14 protein-coding genes and 1 pseudogene are annotated in these 15,985 nt (G+C 60.2%); 10 read left to right on the top strand and 5 right to left on the bottom strand.

The genetic code is table 11. The features are described 5' to 3' along the window. Positions 1-58: 58 nt before the first annotated feature. The 3 genes from F3J20_RS32310 to F3J20_RS28845 form a co-directional block, all read right to left on the bottom strand. A complete protein-coding gene (locus F3J20_RS32310) occupies positions 59-607 on the bottom strand; it encodes a hypothetical protein (RefSeq protein WP_345889943.1) in 549 nt (182 codons plus the stop codon). Next, positions 595-819 carry a hypothetical protein gene (locus F3J20_RS32305; protein ID WP_240162946.1) on the bottom strand — a complete coding sequence of 75 codons (225 nt, stop codon included), beginning with the start codon at positions 817-819 and terminating at the stop codon, positions 595-597. The genes F3J20_RS32310 and F3J20_RS32305 overlap by 13 nt, the downstream gene beginning before the upstream one ends. A gap of 428 nt (positions 820-1,247) precedes the next feature. After that, a complete protein-coding gene (locus F3J20_RS28845) occupies positions 1,248-2,186 on the bottom strand; it encodes a helix-turn-helix domain-containing protein (RefSeq protein ID WP_167048180.1) in 939 nt (312 codons plus the stop codon). 184 nt (positions 2,187-2,370) lie between these two features. On the opposite strand from F3J20_RS28845, the gene F3J20_RS28840 reads away from it, so the two are divergent. Beyond that, a complete protein-coding gene (locus F3J20_RS28840; protein WP_345889942.1) occupies positions 2,371-3,735 on the top strand; it encodes a cytochrome P450 in 1,365 nt (454 codons plus the stop codon). Between the two features lie 70 nt (positions 3,736-3,805). Here the strand turns inward: F3J20_RS28840 and F3J20_RS28835 are convergent, their stop codons facing one another. Then, the gene (locus tag F3J20_RS28835) at positions 3,806-4,501 is read right to left on the bottom strand and encodes a GntR family transcriptional regulator (protein WP_167048186.1); all 696 of its coding nucleotides are present in this window, start codon (positions 4,499-4,501) and stop codon (positions 3,806-3,808) included. Positions 4,502-4,766: 265 nt separating this feature from the next. Here F3J20_RS28835 and F3J20_RS28830 point away from each other — a divergent pair, with 265 nt between their 5' ends. The 9 genes from F3J20_RS28830 (at position 4,767) to fdhA (ending at position 15,734) form a co-directional block, all read left to right on the top strand. Continuing rightward, the gene (locus F3J20_RS28830) at positions 4,767-6,821 is read left to right on the top strand and encodes an FAD-dependent oxidoreductase (RefSeq protein WP_275691494.1); all 2,055 of its coding nucleotides are present in this window, start codon (positions 4,767-4,769) and stop codon (positions 6,819-6,821) included. A 54-nt stretch (positions 6,822-6,875) separates the two neighbouring features. Continuing rightward, on the top strand, positions 6,876-7,874 hold the full coding sequence (locus F3J20_RS28825) for an ABC transporter permease subunit (protein ID WP_167048189.1): 999 nt from the start codon (positions 6,876-6,878) through the stop codon (positions 7,872-7,874). Beyond that, complete coding sequence (locus tag F3J20_RS28820; RefSeq protein ID WP_240162944.1) at positions 7,813-9,219, top strand: aromatic ring-hydroxylating dioxygenase subunit alpha; 1,407 nt, start codon at positions 7,813-7,815, stop codon at positions 9,217-9,219. The genes F3J20_RS28825 and F3J20_RS28820 overlap by 62 nt, the downstream gene beginning before the upstream one ends. Beyond that, the gene (gene proX, locus F3J20_RS28815; protein WP_167048195.1) at positions 9,177-10,259 is read left to right on the top strand and encodes a glycine betaine/L-proline ABC transporter substrate-binding protein ProX; all 1,083 of its coding nucleotides are present in this window, start codon (positions 9,177-9,179) and stop codon (positions 10,257-10,259) included. Before F3J20_RS28820 ends, proX begins: the two co-directional genes overlap by 43 nt. Before the next feature lie 63 nt (positions 10,260-10,322). Beyond that, positions 10,323-11,444 carry a betaine/proline/choline family ABC transporter ATP-binding protein gene (locus tag F3J20_RS28810; RefSeq protein WP_205193247.1) on the top strand — a complete coding sequence of 374 codons (1,122 nt, stop codon included), beginning with the start codon at positions 10,323-10,325 and terminating at the stop codon, positions 11,442-11,444. A gap of 54 nt (positions 11,445-11,498) precedes the next feature. Continuing rightward, positions 11,499-12,248: an electron transfer flavoprotein subunit beta/FixA family protein gene (locus F3J20_RS28805; RefSeq protein ID WP_167048198.1), complete on the top strand. Its 750-nt coding sequence runs from the start codon at positions 11,499-11,501 to the stop codon at positions 12,246-12,248. Positions 12,249-12,261: 13 nt separating this feature from the next. Beyond that, on the top strand, positions 12,262-13,200 hold the full coding sequence (locus F3J20_RS28800) for an FAD-binding protein (protein WP_167048201.1): 939 nt from the start codon (positions 12,262-12,264) through the stop codon (positions 13,198-13,200). A gap of 73 nt (positions 13,201-13,273) precedes the next feature. Beyond that, positions 13,274-14,434 (top strand): hybrid-cluster NAD(P)-dependent oxidoreductase, encoded by a 1,161-nt coding sequence (locus F3J20_RS28795; RefSeq protein WP_167285547.1) that lies wholly within the window; start codon positions 13,274-13,276, stop codon positions 14,432-14,434. Positions 14,435-14,531: 97 nt separating this feature from the next. Next, complete coding sequence (fdhA, locus tag F3J20_RS28790) at positions 14,532-15,734, top strand: formaldehyde dehydrogenase, glutathione-independent (protein WP_167048208.1); 1,203 nt, start codon at positions 14,532-14,534, stop codon at positions 15,732-15,734. 114 nt (positions 15,735-15,848) lie between these two features. On the opposite strand, the pseudogene glyA reads toward fdhA, so the two are convergent. Further along, positions 15,849-15,985 (bottom strand): annotated as a pseudogene (glyA, locus tag F3J20_RS28785) (serine hydroxymethyltransferase); the annotation flags it as partial.

The following is a 15,985-nucleotide window of genomic DNA, read 5'->3' as shown; positions in this document are numbered from 1 at the left end:
CACCGAATTTGCACCACAACCGCTGTGAGACCCCGACGGCAACCACCTCTCTCAATGCCTAAAAAGTTGACAACACGACCGCGCCTCGACTTCCCAGCTTCGTGAAACTCCGCAAGAATCTGTACGTTACGCCATGGCCATTCAGGACGTTGGCGCCCGACTGTGTCGCCGCTAAAATCGCCTCGCCCAAGGCGCCTGATATCGAACCGCATGCCACCAAAGTCCCGGTCGCGACGCCAGCTTTGCCGACATACAGGGCGAAGGTGCCGAACTGCTCTCGGACCATAAAAAGACTGCCATCTCCGTCCAGAGCGATTTCCAGATACTCGGACAACGTGGCCATTGCCTCTGTTGTTGAAGCATCAGTGTGTTCAGGCATCACTCGGTCACCTTGAGAGAGCTCATTACGTTGTGCGCTACCTGGCGAGAACCCGGGCGTCATGCCGAAGCCGAGCCACAGGCGAAATACCGCGAGCGAGACGAAATTCCACGACAGACTGGTGGCTGCCGCACCGGCGGTGAACCAGGCAAGCGTAATTAGCAGCGGGATCTTGCGGCCGATCCTGTCGCTCAGGCCGCCGCACGTGAGCCCACCTATCCAGCGCACGCCATAGGTCGCGGCAGCAGAAGGGAGGCTGTGGAGAGGGCGACATTGAACGTGTTCGCGACGTCTTTCAGGACGAACGTGATGGCGGGAAAGTCGAGCGCGTCGTTGACCCCGTCTCCCCACGCAGCGACGAGTACACGCCACTGCGCGCTGGTGATTTCTTGATACCAGCGCTTCGTAGCTTGTCGATTCTGAGTGATGTCCGGGGACATTGTCTCTCCCTGTGCAGATGTGGCGTTGCGGTTAATGTAACCGGTCTCATAACTTGTGATCAAGAGGTTCAGCGCCAAATTGTCACGAACTAGGGAATATACCTAAACGTCTGTATTTACGATAAAAAATGAAGGAAAAATGATAAAAAGTGATTCATCGAAAAATTGAAACCGATTTCAATCTGGTCTGCGAGGGGATCCTGAGTGGGTTCGGGCCTGCGGGTGTTATGTGCAGGGCGGGCCGCTCATCAACGACGTTGCGCGATACGAAGCGGTGCCGGACTGATAGCCGACACCGTGATTTCTACCGGGTTCTTCCTTAACCGATAGCGTTGAGTGAAGTGCTGCTACAGGCATTTGCAAAATGGATTCTTCACGAGCCTCAGGGCTTGGTGCCTTGAAGGCGCGCCTGACTTATCCGCCATCGATCACACCCACAACCGGTACACCCAGAACGATTCGTCCTCTTTGAATCGCCGGGCGAATTCGCTGGGAGAAAAACCCGTGCTGCGTTTTACGGCGCGGCTGAGATGAGCCTGGTCGGCAAAGCCCTCGTCGTGCGCGATCGCCGCCCAATCCAGTGCGTGGCCGGCTTCGGATTGCGCACGCGCATTGAAGAACACGCTTTCCGTTTTGACGAGCGCTTGCCACTCGCGCAACGAGCGCCCGCTATACGCCTTGATACGCCGCTCCACGTGACGTGGGCTATGAGAGCGCCGCCATTCATGAGCTTGCCAGGCAAGCCGCTTGACCCAGTAACGACCCGCTTCGCGCAGCGACGGCAGAATCGGGCTGGCGCGGTTGACGACGCGCCATCTCGTCGTGAGGTGATGCTGGAGTGCGGCAAGTGCTGCCTCGTCGCTGTCCGAAGCCAGCAGTTCATCGAAAAGCGCGTGCCACTCGTCTCCGAGCAACGCCTTTGCGTCAACGATCACGTCCTGGATCGCGGACAGCTCGATGTCGAAGAGCGCCTGTGCGGCGTGCGCCTCGAAGCAGATCATTCCGGCGCGGCCGCTCGTTTGCGCCCAGCACGTGGAAGGATATGAATGGCTGCCCGAAAGCACGAGCGCCGAATTGAACGGACGCCAGATAAGGCCGCTATCCGTCTGCTCGATACGTCCCGCTTCGACGTCCTGGAACCACGTCAGGTTCACCGTAGGCGTGGCGGGGAAATGCGTCAGACGTTGCGCGTCGTTCAAGGCAAAGCCGCGCGTGTCGCGGCAGAGAACGGCGATAACCGCGCCTTGCAGACCCGGCGGCGCGAGGTGAAGGCGCGTGTGCGGACGCCGGTTGCCCTGCGAAACCCATGGCGCTCGTGCCCGCGGATCGGGACACGTCGAAAGGATAGGCAAGGGCATTGCGTTCATAGCCGCGCAGTATAGGTAAGCTGAATTAGACTGTCGATGTCGTTTGCGTTCAAGCATTGGCGCGGCGACAGGTCCATGATTCGGACAGCCACTGTATTGTTCGAATCCATGCTTATCTAACTCTCCCGACATCATGAACTCGCCATCTCCGCGTCAATGCCCGTTGCATCGGAACCCGTCGCCCGTGACGTCCACTGGCGGCTCACCCGGAGCATGGCCGCCGGGTCCACCGGCCGGTCTCACGGGTTTGCGTCTGCTGGCCACCATGTCGCGCGATTTGCCGCGTGCCTTGGCCACGTGGCAAAAGCAGTATGGCGACATCGTGCATCTGCGCCTCTGGCGAGAACATGATGTGGTCGTGGCCGATCCGCAACTCGCGCGCGAGTTGCTCGTGTCCCATCACGATGCGCTGGTTCGCTGGGAGCGCGGCATTCGCGTCTTTTCGCAGGTACACGGGCATAGCGTGCTGACTTCCGAGGGAGAGGCCTGGCGTAGCCGCCGTCATGCGCTGGTACCCAGTTTTTCTCCCAAAGCCGTACAAGGTTTTTCGCCGACGATCGTCGAGGCCGCGACGCAGGCATTCTCGACATGGCCAGGAGAAGACGCCAACTGGCCAATAGAAACCGCGCTCACGATGCTGACCATGGAGGTGATTCTCCAGATGGTCTTCTCGAGCAGCATCGGCGAGGACGTGCGCGTGGCCGAGCAGGCCATACGCGTGACGAGCGCGGCGGCCAACGCGGAGTTCTACTGGCCGGCAAGCATGCCGGACTGGATGCCCTGGAAGCGCAGGAAACGGCAGGCGCTAAAGAGTCTGAAGGCGCTGATCGAGCGGCATTTGCAAAGCCGTCTGAATTTACCTCGTGATGCGTGGCCGGACGATCTGCTCACTCGTCTCCTGCAATCCGGCGACGATGGGGCCGCGTTGTCGCTGCAAAACGTGCGCGACGAGTGCATGACTATTTTTCTCGCCGGGCACGAGACCACGGCCGCGACACTGGTGTGGTGGGTATGGTGCATGGCCGCGAATCCGGCATCGCAATGCGCCGCGCGCGATGAAGTTCAGCGCGTATTGCAAGGCCGCGCTCCCACGGCTGAAACGCTGCCGGCGCTTGGTTATCTGACGCAAACGATCAAGGAGACGCTGAGGCTTTATCCGGTCGCGCCGCTGCTCATCAGCCGTCGTGCCACGCGTGCGGTGCAACTGGGCAACTGGACATTCCCTGCGCGAACGCTGTTCATGATCCCCGTGCATCTGATGCATCACGACCCGCGCTGGTTTCCTGATCCTCAAGCGTTTCAGCCCGCGCGTTTCGCGTCCGACGCGCCGGAAGTGCCGCGCGGCGCATATATTCCGTTTGGGGTGGGGCCGCGTGTGTGCCTGGGGCAGCATCTGGCAATGAGCGAGATGACGGTGATCGCCGCCATGTTGCTGCAGCGTTTCGCGTTATCGGTCCCGCAAGGCGCGGCGCCGCCACGGCCCGTAATCAACCTGACCCTGCGGCCGGAGCAACCGATGCATCTGGCAATCGCATCGGTCGGTGCATAGGCCACTTGAACGGCGTGTGCAAGTACTCCGTATTGAGCGGAGCAACTCGCTCATCGATTCACGAGTCCTTTCACTGGAAATGTTTGTACCAGTCCAGAATATGATTTCGCGCCAGCGACGCGCCGCCGATCGAGTCGCGTCGCCAGTACATATCGAGTATCTCGCGATGATCCTGGTGCGCCTTTTCGCGGCCACCCGCCGAGACGATCTTCGAGCGATAGCGGCTGCTGTTTTTTAAAAGAAGCTCGACGGTCGCGACCGCGCGTTTGCGGCCTGACGGCTCGCACAAAGCGACGTGGAAGCGGCAGTTCAGGTTGGCAAGCCCGCTCATGTCTGAATCGGGAATGGAAGGGAACTCGTCCAGGATGGCGCCGATTTTGCGTATCTGCGCATCGCTGCACTGCTCGATTGCCAGCCGTATCAGGTTCGGTTCGATCCACAGCCGCAAGTCGAGCAAGTCGCGCAGATCATCGGACGATAGTTCGGAAACGCATGCCCGATGATGAGGAAGCAGCGTCACAAGCCCTTCGGCGGCGAGGTGGCGCAGCGCTTCACGAACGGGAATGCGGCTCACCCCCATTTCATTGGCTATCACGTCTTGCCGCAGCACGGCGCCAGCCGGTATCGCTTCCGAGAGAATCCGTTCGCGGATGCGATCGACCACGCTGGCGGCGAGCGTGATGCGCGTCAACGGTTCAACCGGCGCGAAGCTCTTTTCCTCAAGTAACTCTTCCATGTCATCTTGCGCGTGCGCTTGATGTTCCACGTTCAGTCTCCCTTCTCTGGGCCGTCATCCGGGGCCGTTGATCGCTGCGTTTCAAGAATTGTAGTCGATGCGAGTCAGTGGCGTATACGGGATACGGTTTTGATGTCTCAAAATCGACTATTAAAGGTAATAAGGCTAAAAAAAGACAAAATATGACCGCTTATTGCGGGTAAACCACGCCAACAATCCTGATTGACACGGAAATTTTGCATATCCAGTATACGAAAAACGCCTGCTTCAGGGCCAATCCGAGAGGAGAGTTACCTTGCAAGTCGCTACTGTCAATTCGATTGGCCTGTCCAACGATCCGCTTCTGAAGCCGTTTGCGATCAAGGGCGTGACGTTCCGGAATCGGATCATGAGCACGAGCCACGCGTGCGGTCTGGAAAGCGACGGCATGCCCGTCGAGCGTTATCAGCGGTATCACGAAGAGAAAGCCAAAGGCGGACTGGCGCTGACGATGTTTGGCGGCTCGTCCAATGTCTCGCCGGATTCACCGAACGTCTTTCGCCAGTTGAATGTCGGCAGCGACGCCATCGTGGCGCACCTGCAGTCTTTCTCGGCGCGTATTCATCAGCACGACACGCGCTTGATGTGCCAGATCACCCATCTCGGGCGGCGCGGCGAATTCTGGGCATCGAACTGGCTGCCGACCATTGGCCCTTCTCCGTTGCGCGAGCCGCTACATCGAAACTTTCCCAAGGAGATGGATCGGCACGATATCGATCGCGTCGTCAAAGACTTCGGCGATGCGGCATGGCGTTGCAAGGAAGGCGGCATCGACGGCATCGAGGTCATGGCCGCCAGCCATCTGATCGGTCAATTCATGTCGCCCTCGACCAATCGAAGGACCGATTCCTTCGGCGGCTCCCTCGAAAATCGCTGCCGCTTCGCACGCATGGTGCTGGAAGAAGTTCGCCGCCGCGTCGGCGATGATTTTCTCGTCGGCATTCGCCACACGGTGGACGAAGGGACCGACGGCTGGCTGACGTTCGACGAATCGCTCGCGGCTATACATCTGCTGGAGCGGGACGGCCTGCTCGATTTCGTCAACGCCATTTATGGCCGGATGGACACCGACGTCGCGCTAACCACGCATAACATGCCGGGCATGGCCTCGCCGATTGCGCCGTGGCTCGAACGAGTGGGCAGTTTCAAGCGCGAAATCGGCGTGCCGGTATTCCATGCCGCGCGTATTTCCGACATCGCCACGGCGCGCCATGCCATTCGGGACGGCCTGCTCGATATGGTAGCCATGACGCGCGCGCACATTGCCGATCCTTATATCGTGCGCAAGCTGGAAGCGGGCGCCGAGCACTCGATCCGACCGTGCGTTGGCGCGACGCAGTGCCAGTCGCCGCTGCGGCCTGCCTGCATTCATAATCCGTCGAGCGGGCGAGAAGCGACGCTGCCTCATCAAATCGAGCGGTCTGCGCAAGCGGGGAAAAAAGTCGTGGTTATCGGTGGCGGGCCGGCGGGATTGGAAGCGGCGCGCGTGAGCGCGTCGCGGGGGCACCGCGTCGTGCTTTTCGAAGCCGGTCCGAAGCTGGGCGGACAGATATTGCTGGCCTCGCGCAGCGGTTGGCGGCGCGACCTCATCGGCATTGTCGACTGGCGCGCGCAGGAACTCGAACGGCTCGAAGTCTCCGTGCGTCTCGATACCTATGCAGACGACGAGGATGTACTTCGTGAGGATCCCGATGTTGTCGTCATCGCGACGGGCGGCACGCCGGATATGGAGTGGATTCCGGGCGCGGATCGTTGCACTTCCGTGTGGGACGTCCTGAGCGGTAACGTTCAGTTGAAGTCCGACGTCGTCATCTATGACGGAACAGGGCGCAATCCCGCTGCACAGGTCGCCGAGATGGCCGCGCTCGCCGGAAGCAAGGTGCGCTTTTTCTCTTCCGACGGCTTTCTCGCGCAGGAGTTGCCCTATGCCGAGCGGGTGATCTGGAAGAAGCGCTTCTACGAGCATGCCATTAGCCCGGTCTTCGACGTCGAGCTGACCGAAGTGTCCAACGCAGGCGGCCGTCTCGCAGGATCGTTTTTCAATATCTATACCGGCGATGTGCAGGTTATCGAGGCCGAGCAATTTATCATCGAACACGGAACGCTGCCATTCGACTCGCTCTACCACGAGTTGCGCGAGCACTCGTCGAATGATGGCGTGACCAGCCTGAATGAACTGCTGGCGGGCAAGCAACAGCCGAACGGCACGGGCGCCGGCAAGTTTCAATTGCACCGGATCGGCGATGCCGTCGCAAGCCGGAATATTCACGCAGCCATCCTCGACGCTGCGCGACTGTGTGGAGCGCTTTGATCGCGGCGCAAGCGCTCGCAACCCACCTGTACGTTTTATCGAAGAGGTGTCTCGATGCTCGACGTCATTGCACGACCGTTTCAGCACATCAGACTTCCGTTAGGACAGTGGGCGGATGCGCTGGTGACCTGGCTCGTGTTGAATTTCCGCTCCGTATTTCAGGAGATTCGTTATCCGGTGCAGTTTCTGCTCGACATGATCCAGCACCAGCTGAGTTCCGTGCATCCGTTCGTCCTGATCGGTGCGCTGATGCTGGTCGGCTGGCAAGTCGCCGGCGGACGGGCAGGAATCGTGATCGGCGTCTGCCTCTTCGCTTTGGGGGCGATAGGCGCATGGGCCGATGCGATGGATACGCTTTCCATTGTCTTCACCGCGATCGTGCTCTGCGCCATGATCGGCATTCCCGTCGGTGTCGTGGCCGGACTCAGCGCGCGATTCAATGCCTGCCTGCGCGTGTTGCTCGACTTCATGCAGAGCATTCCGTCGTTCGTCTATCTGGTTCCTGTCGTGATGCTGTTCGGCATCGGCAATGTTTCGGGGGTACTGGTGACCGTGATCTACGCGATTTCGCCGATCATCCGGCTGACGAGCCTCGGCATCCGCCAGGTGAGACCCGACGTGCTCGAGGCCGGACATGCGTTTGGTTGCTCCCCGCTCAAGATTCTCTTTCGCGTGCGCCTGCCGCTGGCGCGGCCAACCATCATGGCCGGCGTGAACCAGACCGTGATGCTCGCATTGTCGATGGCGGTCGTGGCGGCAATGATCTCCGTCGCCGGGCTCGGGCAGATGGTCTTGCGCGGCATCGGTCAGCTCGACGTCGCGACGGCGACGACGGGCGGTGTCGGTATCGTGCTCCTTGCGATCACGATCGACCGCATCTCGCAGGGCCTCGGCATGTCGTTGCGCGACCACGGAATGCAGCGTTGGTGCGACAGAGGACCGCTCGGTATGTTGAACCGCATTGTCCGGCGTTTCCATCGCGGGAATCGGGATGTACCGCAACCACGAGATTCGCGGCCGGCATCATTGGTCGAGCGCGATGCGCAGACCTGAGCACCGCAACGCATCGCCAGCATTCGCGGTAATACCGCGAAAACGCGAACCATCAATAGGAGTATCCCAGGTGTCGACTCGAAATCATGATCCGCGTTTCAAAGAGAAGGCCGACTACTTGACGCAACTCGTCAAAGCACGCCGCACAGGCTACAGTCTCGACGCTCCGTTCTATTTGAGTCAGGACGTGTTCGACCTGGACATGCAACTGATCTTCGGGCGGCACTGGATTTTTGTCGGCGTCGAGGCCGCCATTCCCGAACCCGGCGATTACTTCCTCGCCGATTTCGGACCCTATTCGGTCGTAATAAGCCGAGGGGATGAACTCGAACTCACGGCTTTCCATAACGTATGCCGGCATCGCGGCGCGCGCATCCTGCACGAGCAGCAGGGCGCCTTCGCGAACATTGTGTGTCCGTATCACCAGTGGACATACTCGCCCACGGGCGATCTTCTCCATGCGGAACTGCATGGCGATGTCGACAAGGAATGTTTTCGCCTCAAGCCCGTACACATACGCAGTCTGGGCGGTCTGATTTTCGTCTGCATGGCCGACGAGCCGCCCGGCGATTTCGACGATCTCGTACGCGAGGTCGGTGCCTATGTCGAGCCGCACCGATTGCGCGACTGCAAGGTGGCTTATCAACTCGATATCGTGGAAGAGGGCAACTGGAAGCTCACGATGGAGAACAATCGCGAGTGCTACCACTGCCTCGGGCATCCCGAACTATTGCAGTCCACGTTCGGCGTGTTCGGATATACCGAAGACGACGAAAATCCGAGCCGGCGCGAGGCCGTTCGCGAACACGACGCCGCGCTCGCCGCATTGCGTGAGATCTGGACCCGGCACGGGCTGCCGTACGAACCGGTCGAACATCTCGACGATCGATCCACCGCCTTTCGCATTCAGCGGGTTCCGCTGACGGGGCCAGGGGAATCGATGACGATGGACGGCAAGGCGGCCTCGCGCCGCCTGCTGGCCGACTTTACCGAGGCCCGGCTGGGCCGGCTCCAGTTTCATCTTCAACCCAATTCGTGGCATCACCTGCAGGCGGATCATTCGATTCACTTTTCGGTTCTTCCGATCGACGAGGGCAAGACCCTGGTGCGTACGACCTGGCTCGTTCATCAAGACGCGGTCGAGGGGTGCGACTATGACCTCGAGAATCTGCTTCATGTCTGGAAGGCGACGAACGAGCAGGACAAGTTTTATGTCGGCTTGACGCAGCAAGGCGCGGTCAATCCGGCCTACGAACCGGGACCGTATGCACCATCGGAATGGCAGGTCGAAAAGTTTTGTAGTTGGTATATCGGGCGGCTTACTTCTCAACTGAACCGGCTTTAAGCACTCAATCGGGAGCAAACATGAATCACTCGAAAGGTCGTCGACAGTTCCTGATTCAAGGTGCAATCCTCACCGCCTCGTCATGGGGTGGGCAAAAGCTGTTCGCCGCCGAGTTGCCGGGGACCGGCGTGACGGTCAGGCCAACAGGCCTTACCACGCCGACGGCGCGATTCCAGAGCGTGATTGTCGAGATGGGGCTGCAACAGCTCGGATACACCGTGAAAGACTACGCGCCGGCGGACCCGGCGATCTTTCACGTCGCCGTCGCGCAGGGCGATGCCGATTTCTGCGCGCAGGAGTGGACGCCGCTCTATGAGTCCTATTACCAGAAAGTCGGCGGTGACACCTCGTGCGTGCGCATCGGTAGAACGGTGACGAACTGCGTATTCGGCTATTGCATCGACAGGAAGACGGCCGATAAATACCAGATCAACAACCTCGGTCAACTGAAGGACCCGAAACTGGCCAGGCTCTTCAACGCCACTGGCGCCGACGGCAAGGCAACGCTGGTGGCCGGCAATCCGGGCTGGGGCGCGGCGCGCGTTATCCAGCATCACATCGAATACTACGGACTGGGCGCGACCGTCTCTCCCACGTTTGGAAACTACGATGCCCTGATGGCCGACGTCATGACGCGCTACAAGGCGGGAGAGCCGGTTCTGTACTACACATGGGTGCCGATGTGGGTCAGCAGCGTGTTGCAGCCCGGACGCGACGTGGTTTGGCTCAGCGTGCCGTCGCCCGACCCCGCCAATGGAAACAATAATAGCCGCCTGCCGGACGGCCGGGATACCGGATTCCCGATCTACGAAATGAAGGTGCTCGCGAATCGGGAATTCGTTCAGAAGAATCCCGCCGCGAAGAAGTGGTTCGAGCTGGTGACGATTCCGGCAGCCGACATTAGTGCCGAGAATCTTCTCATGCAACAAGGCCAGAACAAGATCGAGGATATTCGCGGGCATGCGAAGCATTGGATTGCGCAAAACCAGAAGCTGTTCGATTCGTGGATTCAGCAATCGATTGCGGCGGCGCATGCCTGAGATTCGAAGCCCAAGACCTGTTCGCTGATCGGCGTTTTATATCAGCGTTTTATGCGAGAGCCCATGATGCCAGAACCGTCCATTCTCCGGCCCGTCCATGCGAATGCGAAACCTGTTATACGGTCCACGCCATCTGCTGTTACGCAGCAGGGAGAAACCGTTATCGAGTGCCGCGACATCTGGAAATTGTATGGGCGCCGTGCAAAAGAAGCGCTGGCGTCGATAAAACGCGAGGGTATCGACAAGGACGAAGTGAAGCGCCGCTTCGACTGCGTGGTCGGTGTGGCTGGCGTCAGCTTCACGGTCAGCCGGGGGGAAACGCTGTGCATCATGGGCTTGTCCGGATGCGGTAAATCGACTTTGCTGCGCCACATTAACCGCCTGATCGATCCGACCGCTGGGGAAATCTGGATCGAAGGCGAGCAGACAGCCAACCTGAAAGCCAAACCGCTGCGGGAATTGCGCGCGAAGCGCTTTGGCATGGTGTTTCAGAACATGGCGCTCTGGCCGCATTTCACCGTTCTGGAGAACGTGCTGTTCGTTCTTCAGGGCCGGGGACTATCGCGCTCCGCACAACTGGATGCTGCTCGAAGCGCGCTCGCGGCGGTTCGACTGTCGGGCTGGGAACATCACTATCCGGATCAGTTGTCGGGCGGCATGCAGCAACGTGTCGGACTTGCCCGGGCACTCTCGACCGACCCGGACATCCTGCTGATGGACGAGCCTTTCAGCGCATTGGACCCCATCGTACGTCGCGAACTCGCCGAGCAGTTCGTCGAAGTCTCGCGCCGCCTCGGCAAGACCGCGGTTTTCATTACGCACGATCTCGATGAAGCGATTCGTATCGGTGACCGTGTCGCCGTTATGAAGGACGGGAAGATCGTTCAGATCGGCACGCCTTTCGACGTGGTCAACATGCCGGTCAACGACTACGTGAAGGATTTTGCAAAAGGCGTCGGGCGCCTGCAAGTTCTGACGGCGGGCGCGATGATGCGGCAGTTCACGAGCGGCTTGCCACATGACGTCTCGTCACATCGCAGCATCGATCTGGATGCGCGGCTGCCTCAGGTGCTGGACGCGTTCGGCGGCGACTCCCGACCTCTCGCCGTCATGCATGAGAAAGAGGTCGTCGGTGTTATCGACTATGCAACAGCACTGGCGGCGATCCGCTCAAAACTGGATTGATCGCTATCTCTTCGACTTGATTTTCAATCAGGCACACCCTGACGGGACATTCTCATGATCGTACTTGTCGCAGTGAAACGCGTGGTCGACTACAACGTGAAAGTCCGCGTGAAGTCCGATGGTACCGGCGTCGATATCGCGAATGTGAAGATGTCGATGAATCCATTCGACGAGATCGCGGTGGAAGAAGCGGTCAGACTGAAAGAAGCGGGAATGGCGACGGAAGTCGTTGCCGTTTCCGCCGGCAGTGCCCAGTCGCAGGAAACGCTGCGCACGGCGCTGGCGATCGGCGCCGATCGCGCGATCCTAATCGAATCCGGCGACGAGTTGCAGCCTCTCGCAGTCGCGAAGTTGCTGAAGGCACTTGTCGATCAGGAGCAGCCGCAACTGGTGATTCTCGGCAAGCAGGCTATTGACGACGATTCGAATCAAACGGGCCAGATGCTTGCCGCATTGGCCGGCATGCCGCAGGCGACATTCGCATCGAAGATCGTCATGGCCGACGGCAAGGCAACGGTCGCGCGCGAAATCGACGGGGGCGCCGAAACGCTGTCGCTGACTTTACCCGCCGTCGTGACGACCGATCTGCGTTTGAACGAGCCGCGCTACGTGACGTTGCCGAATATCATGAAGGCGAAGAAGAAGCCTTTGCAAACAATCAAACCGGAAGACCTGTCGGTCGATGTGCGTCCGCGCCTGAAGACGCTGAAAGTGGCGGAAGCGCCGCAGCGGTCCGCCGGCATCAAGGTGCCGGATGTGAAGACGCTGGTCGAGAAACTCAGAACGGAAGCGAAAATTCTGTAGGGGAAACGGCATCATGACAAATCTGGTTGTCCTCGAACATGACGGCGCCGGCATCAAGGCCGCGACACTCAATACGATTGCCGCCGCGAAGGCTATCGGCGGCGATATCGACGTACTCGTTGCCGGTTATAACGTGGCAGAGGTCGCGGGCGCTGCCGCGAAAATCGCTGGCGTTTCGAAGGTACTCGTGGCGGACGCACCGCAGCTTCAAGCGGGACTCGCGGAAAACATCGAAGCGACGGTGATGTCGATTGCGAAAACGTACTCGCACATACTCGCGCCCGCTACGGCATTCGGCAAGAATATCGCGCCACGTATCGCCGCAAAGCTCGATGTCGCGCAGATCAGCGAGATCACGGCCGTCGTTTCCGGCGATACGTTCGAGCGGCCCATCTACGCGGGCAATGCGATAGCGACGGTGCAATCGACCGATGCAATCAAGGTCGTCACGGTGCGTGCCACCGCTTTCGAGCCGGTCGAGCCTGAAGGCAACCATGCTTCGATCGAGAAGATTGACGTTGCGGCCGACGCCGGCACGTCACAGTTCGTGAGCCGGGTCATGACGCGGCTCGACCGGCCCGAGCTGACCAGTGCCGACATCATCGTTTCCGGTGGCCGCGGCCTTGGCAGCGGTGAAAACTACAGGCGCACGCTGGAGCCGCTGGCCGATCGACTCGGTGCGGCTCTTGGCGCATCGCGTGCGGCAGTCGATGCGGGGTATGTGCCCAACGATTATCAGGTCGGACAGACCGGCAAGATCGTCGCGCCGCAAGCCTATTTCGCGGTCGGCATCTCCGGTGCGATTCAACATCTGGCCGGCATGAAGGATTCGAAAATCATTGTCGCGATCAACAAGGACCCGGAGGCGCCGATCTTCGGCGTTGCCGATTACGGGATCGTGGGCGATCTGTTCGAGGTAGTACCGGAGCTGGTCGACGCGATCAAAGCCTGAGGCGGTGAATGTGGCCGGCCGCGCGACAGGCGGCCGACCGTCTCGCGCATTCGAACAGGAAGGCAGTCCTGAGATGAATTCCACGCAAATGGTATCCGCGTTCCAGACGGCCGACAGGTTGGTCGATGCAAAGACCTGGGAGACCGGCGCAAGATTGTGGAGCAGTTCCGAAGAGCAGGTGCTCAATTGCTGTCGTGTGACGCGGGAAACGCATGACGTGAACAGCTTTGAGTTTCAAACCGGCGACGGTTTGCCCGTGCGTTTTGAGCCGGGCCAGTTCCTGACGGTATCTGCCGTCGTGAACGGACAAGCGGTGCAGCGCTGCTATACCCTTTCTTCTCCCCCGACGCGCCCGTATCTGATTTCGATCACCGTCAAGCGGGTGCCGGGCGGTGTCATGTCCAACTGGCTTCACGACAACATGCGGCCGGGGGGCCAGTTGCGTGCGTTCGGGCCGTCCGGCGTATTTACGCCGACGGTAGCGTCCGCGCCGAAATCGTTGTATCTGTCCGCGGGTTCCGGTGTGACGCCGCTGATGTCGATGACTCGCGCGAGTATCGACCTCGGGCTCGACCGCGATATCGCGTTCGTTCATAGCGCCAGGACGCCTGCCGATATCGTTTTTCGCGAGGAATTGCATCGGCTCGCGACGCTATCGCCACGTCTTCGTCTTTTCTTCGTTTGCGAGGGCATCGGAGAAGAACAGGACTGGACGGGCGCGACGGGGCGACTGAGTTTGCCGCAACTCGCGCAATGGCTGCCCGACTTCAAGGAACGCGAGGTCTTCACCTGCGGCCCTGCCGGCTATATGAGTGCGGTACGGCACATGCTGCGCGAGGGCGGTCACGACCCGGTGCGGTATCACCAGGAGAGCTTCGATATTAGCGAAGGGGCTGCATCTGCGCCGGTATTTGAGCCTGTATCTGAGCCCGCACCCGAGTCCGTGCCTTCCGAAAGCTCTGTCGAGCAGGACACTTTCACCGTGAGACTGTCCCGCTCTTCGAGATCTTTTACGATGCACGCGTCCGAAACGGTATTGGCCGCGGCGAAGAAGAACGGCGTGATGATTCCATCGTCCTGTAGTCAGGGGCTTTGCGGCACCTGCAAGACAAAACTGCTCGACGGCACCGTCGATATGAAACACAACGGCGGCATTCGCGAACGGGAGATTCAGAAAGGGTTCCGTCTGCTGTGTTGCAGCCGGCCCACGTCGGACCTCGTTCTCGAGTTGTGAGATCGCAAACGCGCCTTGACACCTGGACTGACACCCGCATTGACGTTGTACGGCTTCGAAACCGTGAACGGTTTGGCACACCCAACTGGGAGGCACTATGTCAGGAAATCGTGGAGTTGTTTATATCGGACCGGGGAAAGTCGAGGTTCAGAACATCGCATTCCCCGAATTGATCGACCCGGCCGGTCGCAAGGCCAATCATGGCGTCATTCTGCGTGTCGTCGCGACCAATATCTGCGGCTCTGACCAGCATATGGTTCGTGGACGGACAACGGCACCGGCCGGCCTCGTCCTCGGCCATGAAATTACCGGCGAGGTGATCGAGGTCGGCTCGGATGTCGTGACCCTGCAGAAGGGCGATCTGGTGTCCGTGCCGTTCAATGTGGCATGCGGCCGCTGTCCGATGTGCAAGTCGCAGAACACCGGTGTCTGCCTCACGGTGAATCCCGCGCGTGCCGGCGGGGCCTATGGCTATGTCGACATGGGCGGCTGGATTGGCGGCCAGGCCGAGTTCGTGATGGTGCCGTTCGCCGACTTCAATCTGTTGAAGTTCCCCGACCGCGACCGGGCTATGGCGAAAATCCGCGACCTCACCTGTCTCTCCGACATTCTTCCCACGGGCTATCACGGCGCCGTCACCGCGGGCGTGGGCCCGGGGGCCAGTGTGTATGTGGCGGGCGCGGGGCCGGTGGGCCTGGCCGCGGCGGCTTCGGCGCGTCTTCTCGGCGCGGCGGTGACGATTATCGGAGATGTGAATCCGGTGCGGCTCGCACATGCACGGCGCGTCGGGTTCGAAACCGTCGACCTCTCGAAGGACGCTTCATTGGCGGACCAGATCGCCGGGCTGGTCGGCGAGCCCGAGGTGGATTGCGCGATCGACTGCGTCGGCTTCGAGGCACGAGGCCACGGTCATGCGGGTTCGCAGGTCGAGGCGCCCGCCACCGTGCTCAATTCGCTGATGGAAGTCACGAGAGTCGCGGGGAACATAGGCATCCCAGGTTTGTACGTCACCGACGACCCGGGTGCCGTCGATGCCGCTGCGCGGCAAGGCAGTCTGTCCGTGAGATTGGGCTTGGGCTGGGCGAAATCGCACTCGTTCTTTACGGGGCAGACTCCGGTCATGAAATACAACCGGAATCTGATGCGGGCAATCTTGTGGGACCGCCTGAACATTGCCGAGGTCGTCAACGTCACGGTCATCAAGCTCGATGATGCGCCGTCCGGTTATGCCGAATTCGACTCGGGGGTGCCGAAGAAATTCGTCATCGATCCGCACGACAGTCTGAAGGCGGCTGCATAAGGACTACCTGAGACTACCTGAGGCAGCGCTTGACAGCCATGCAGGCATGACCGGAAACGAGGGGGCGCGAGCGCGTATAAAGCACGCTCGCGCCCCTCTCGTTTCGCCCAAACCTTAGCGATACACCGGGAAACGCTGGGTCAACTCGGCGACCTGCCCACGCACGCGCTCGATCGTTGCCGCATCTTCCGGGTTATCCAGCACGTCGGCGATCAGGTTGCCGACCTGCTCGGCTTCCTTCACGCCGAAGC

It is taken from the genome of Paraburkholderia sp. Cy-641 (assembly GCF_011752945.1).
GTDB lineage: Bacteria > Pseudomonadota > Gammaproteobacteria > Burkholderiales > Burkholderiaceae > Paraburkholderia.
Note: the sequence above shows the minus strand (reverse complement) of the source record. Positions and strands in the feature narration are given on the sequence as shown.

Coding starts and splice junctions, on each gene's coding strand:
- F3J20_RS28845 (WP_167048180.1), bottom strand. CDS start 2,186: ATGAACGCAATGCCCTTGCCTATCCTTTCGACGTGTCCCGATCCGCGG.
- F3J20_RS28805 (WP_167048198.1), top strand. CDS start 11,499: ATGATCGTACTTGTCGCAGTGAAACGCGTGGTCGACTACAACGTGAAA.
- F3J20_RS32305 (WP_240162946.1), bottom strand. CDS start 819: ATGTCCCCGGACATCACTCAGAATCGACAAGCTACGAAGCGCTGGTAT.
- F3J20_RS28810 (WP_205193247.1), top strand. CDS start 10,323: ATGATGCCAGAACCGTCCATTCTCCGGCCCGTCCATGCGAATGCGAAA.
- fdhA (WP_167048208.1), top strand. CDS start 14,532: ATGTCAGGAAATCGTGGAGTTGTTTATATCGGACCGGGGAAAGTCGAG.
- F3J20_RS28825 (WP_167048189.1), top strand. CDS start 6,876: ATGCTCGACGTCATTGCACGACCGTTTCAGCACATCAGACTTCCGTTA.
- F3J20_RS28820 (WP_240162944.1), top strand. CDS start 7,813: ATGTACCGCAACCACGAGATTCGCGGCCGGCATCATTGGTCGAGCGCG.
- F3J20_RS28795 (WP_167285547.1), top strand. CDS start 13,274: ATGAATTCCACGCAAATGGTATCCGCGTTCCAGACGGCCGACAGGTTG.
- F3J20_RS28800 (WP_167048201.1), top strand. CDS start 12,262: ATGACAAATCTGGTTGTCCTCGAACATGACGGCGCCGGCATCAAGGCC.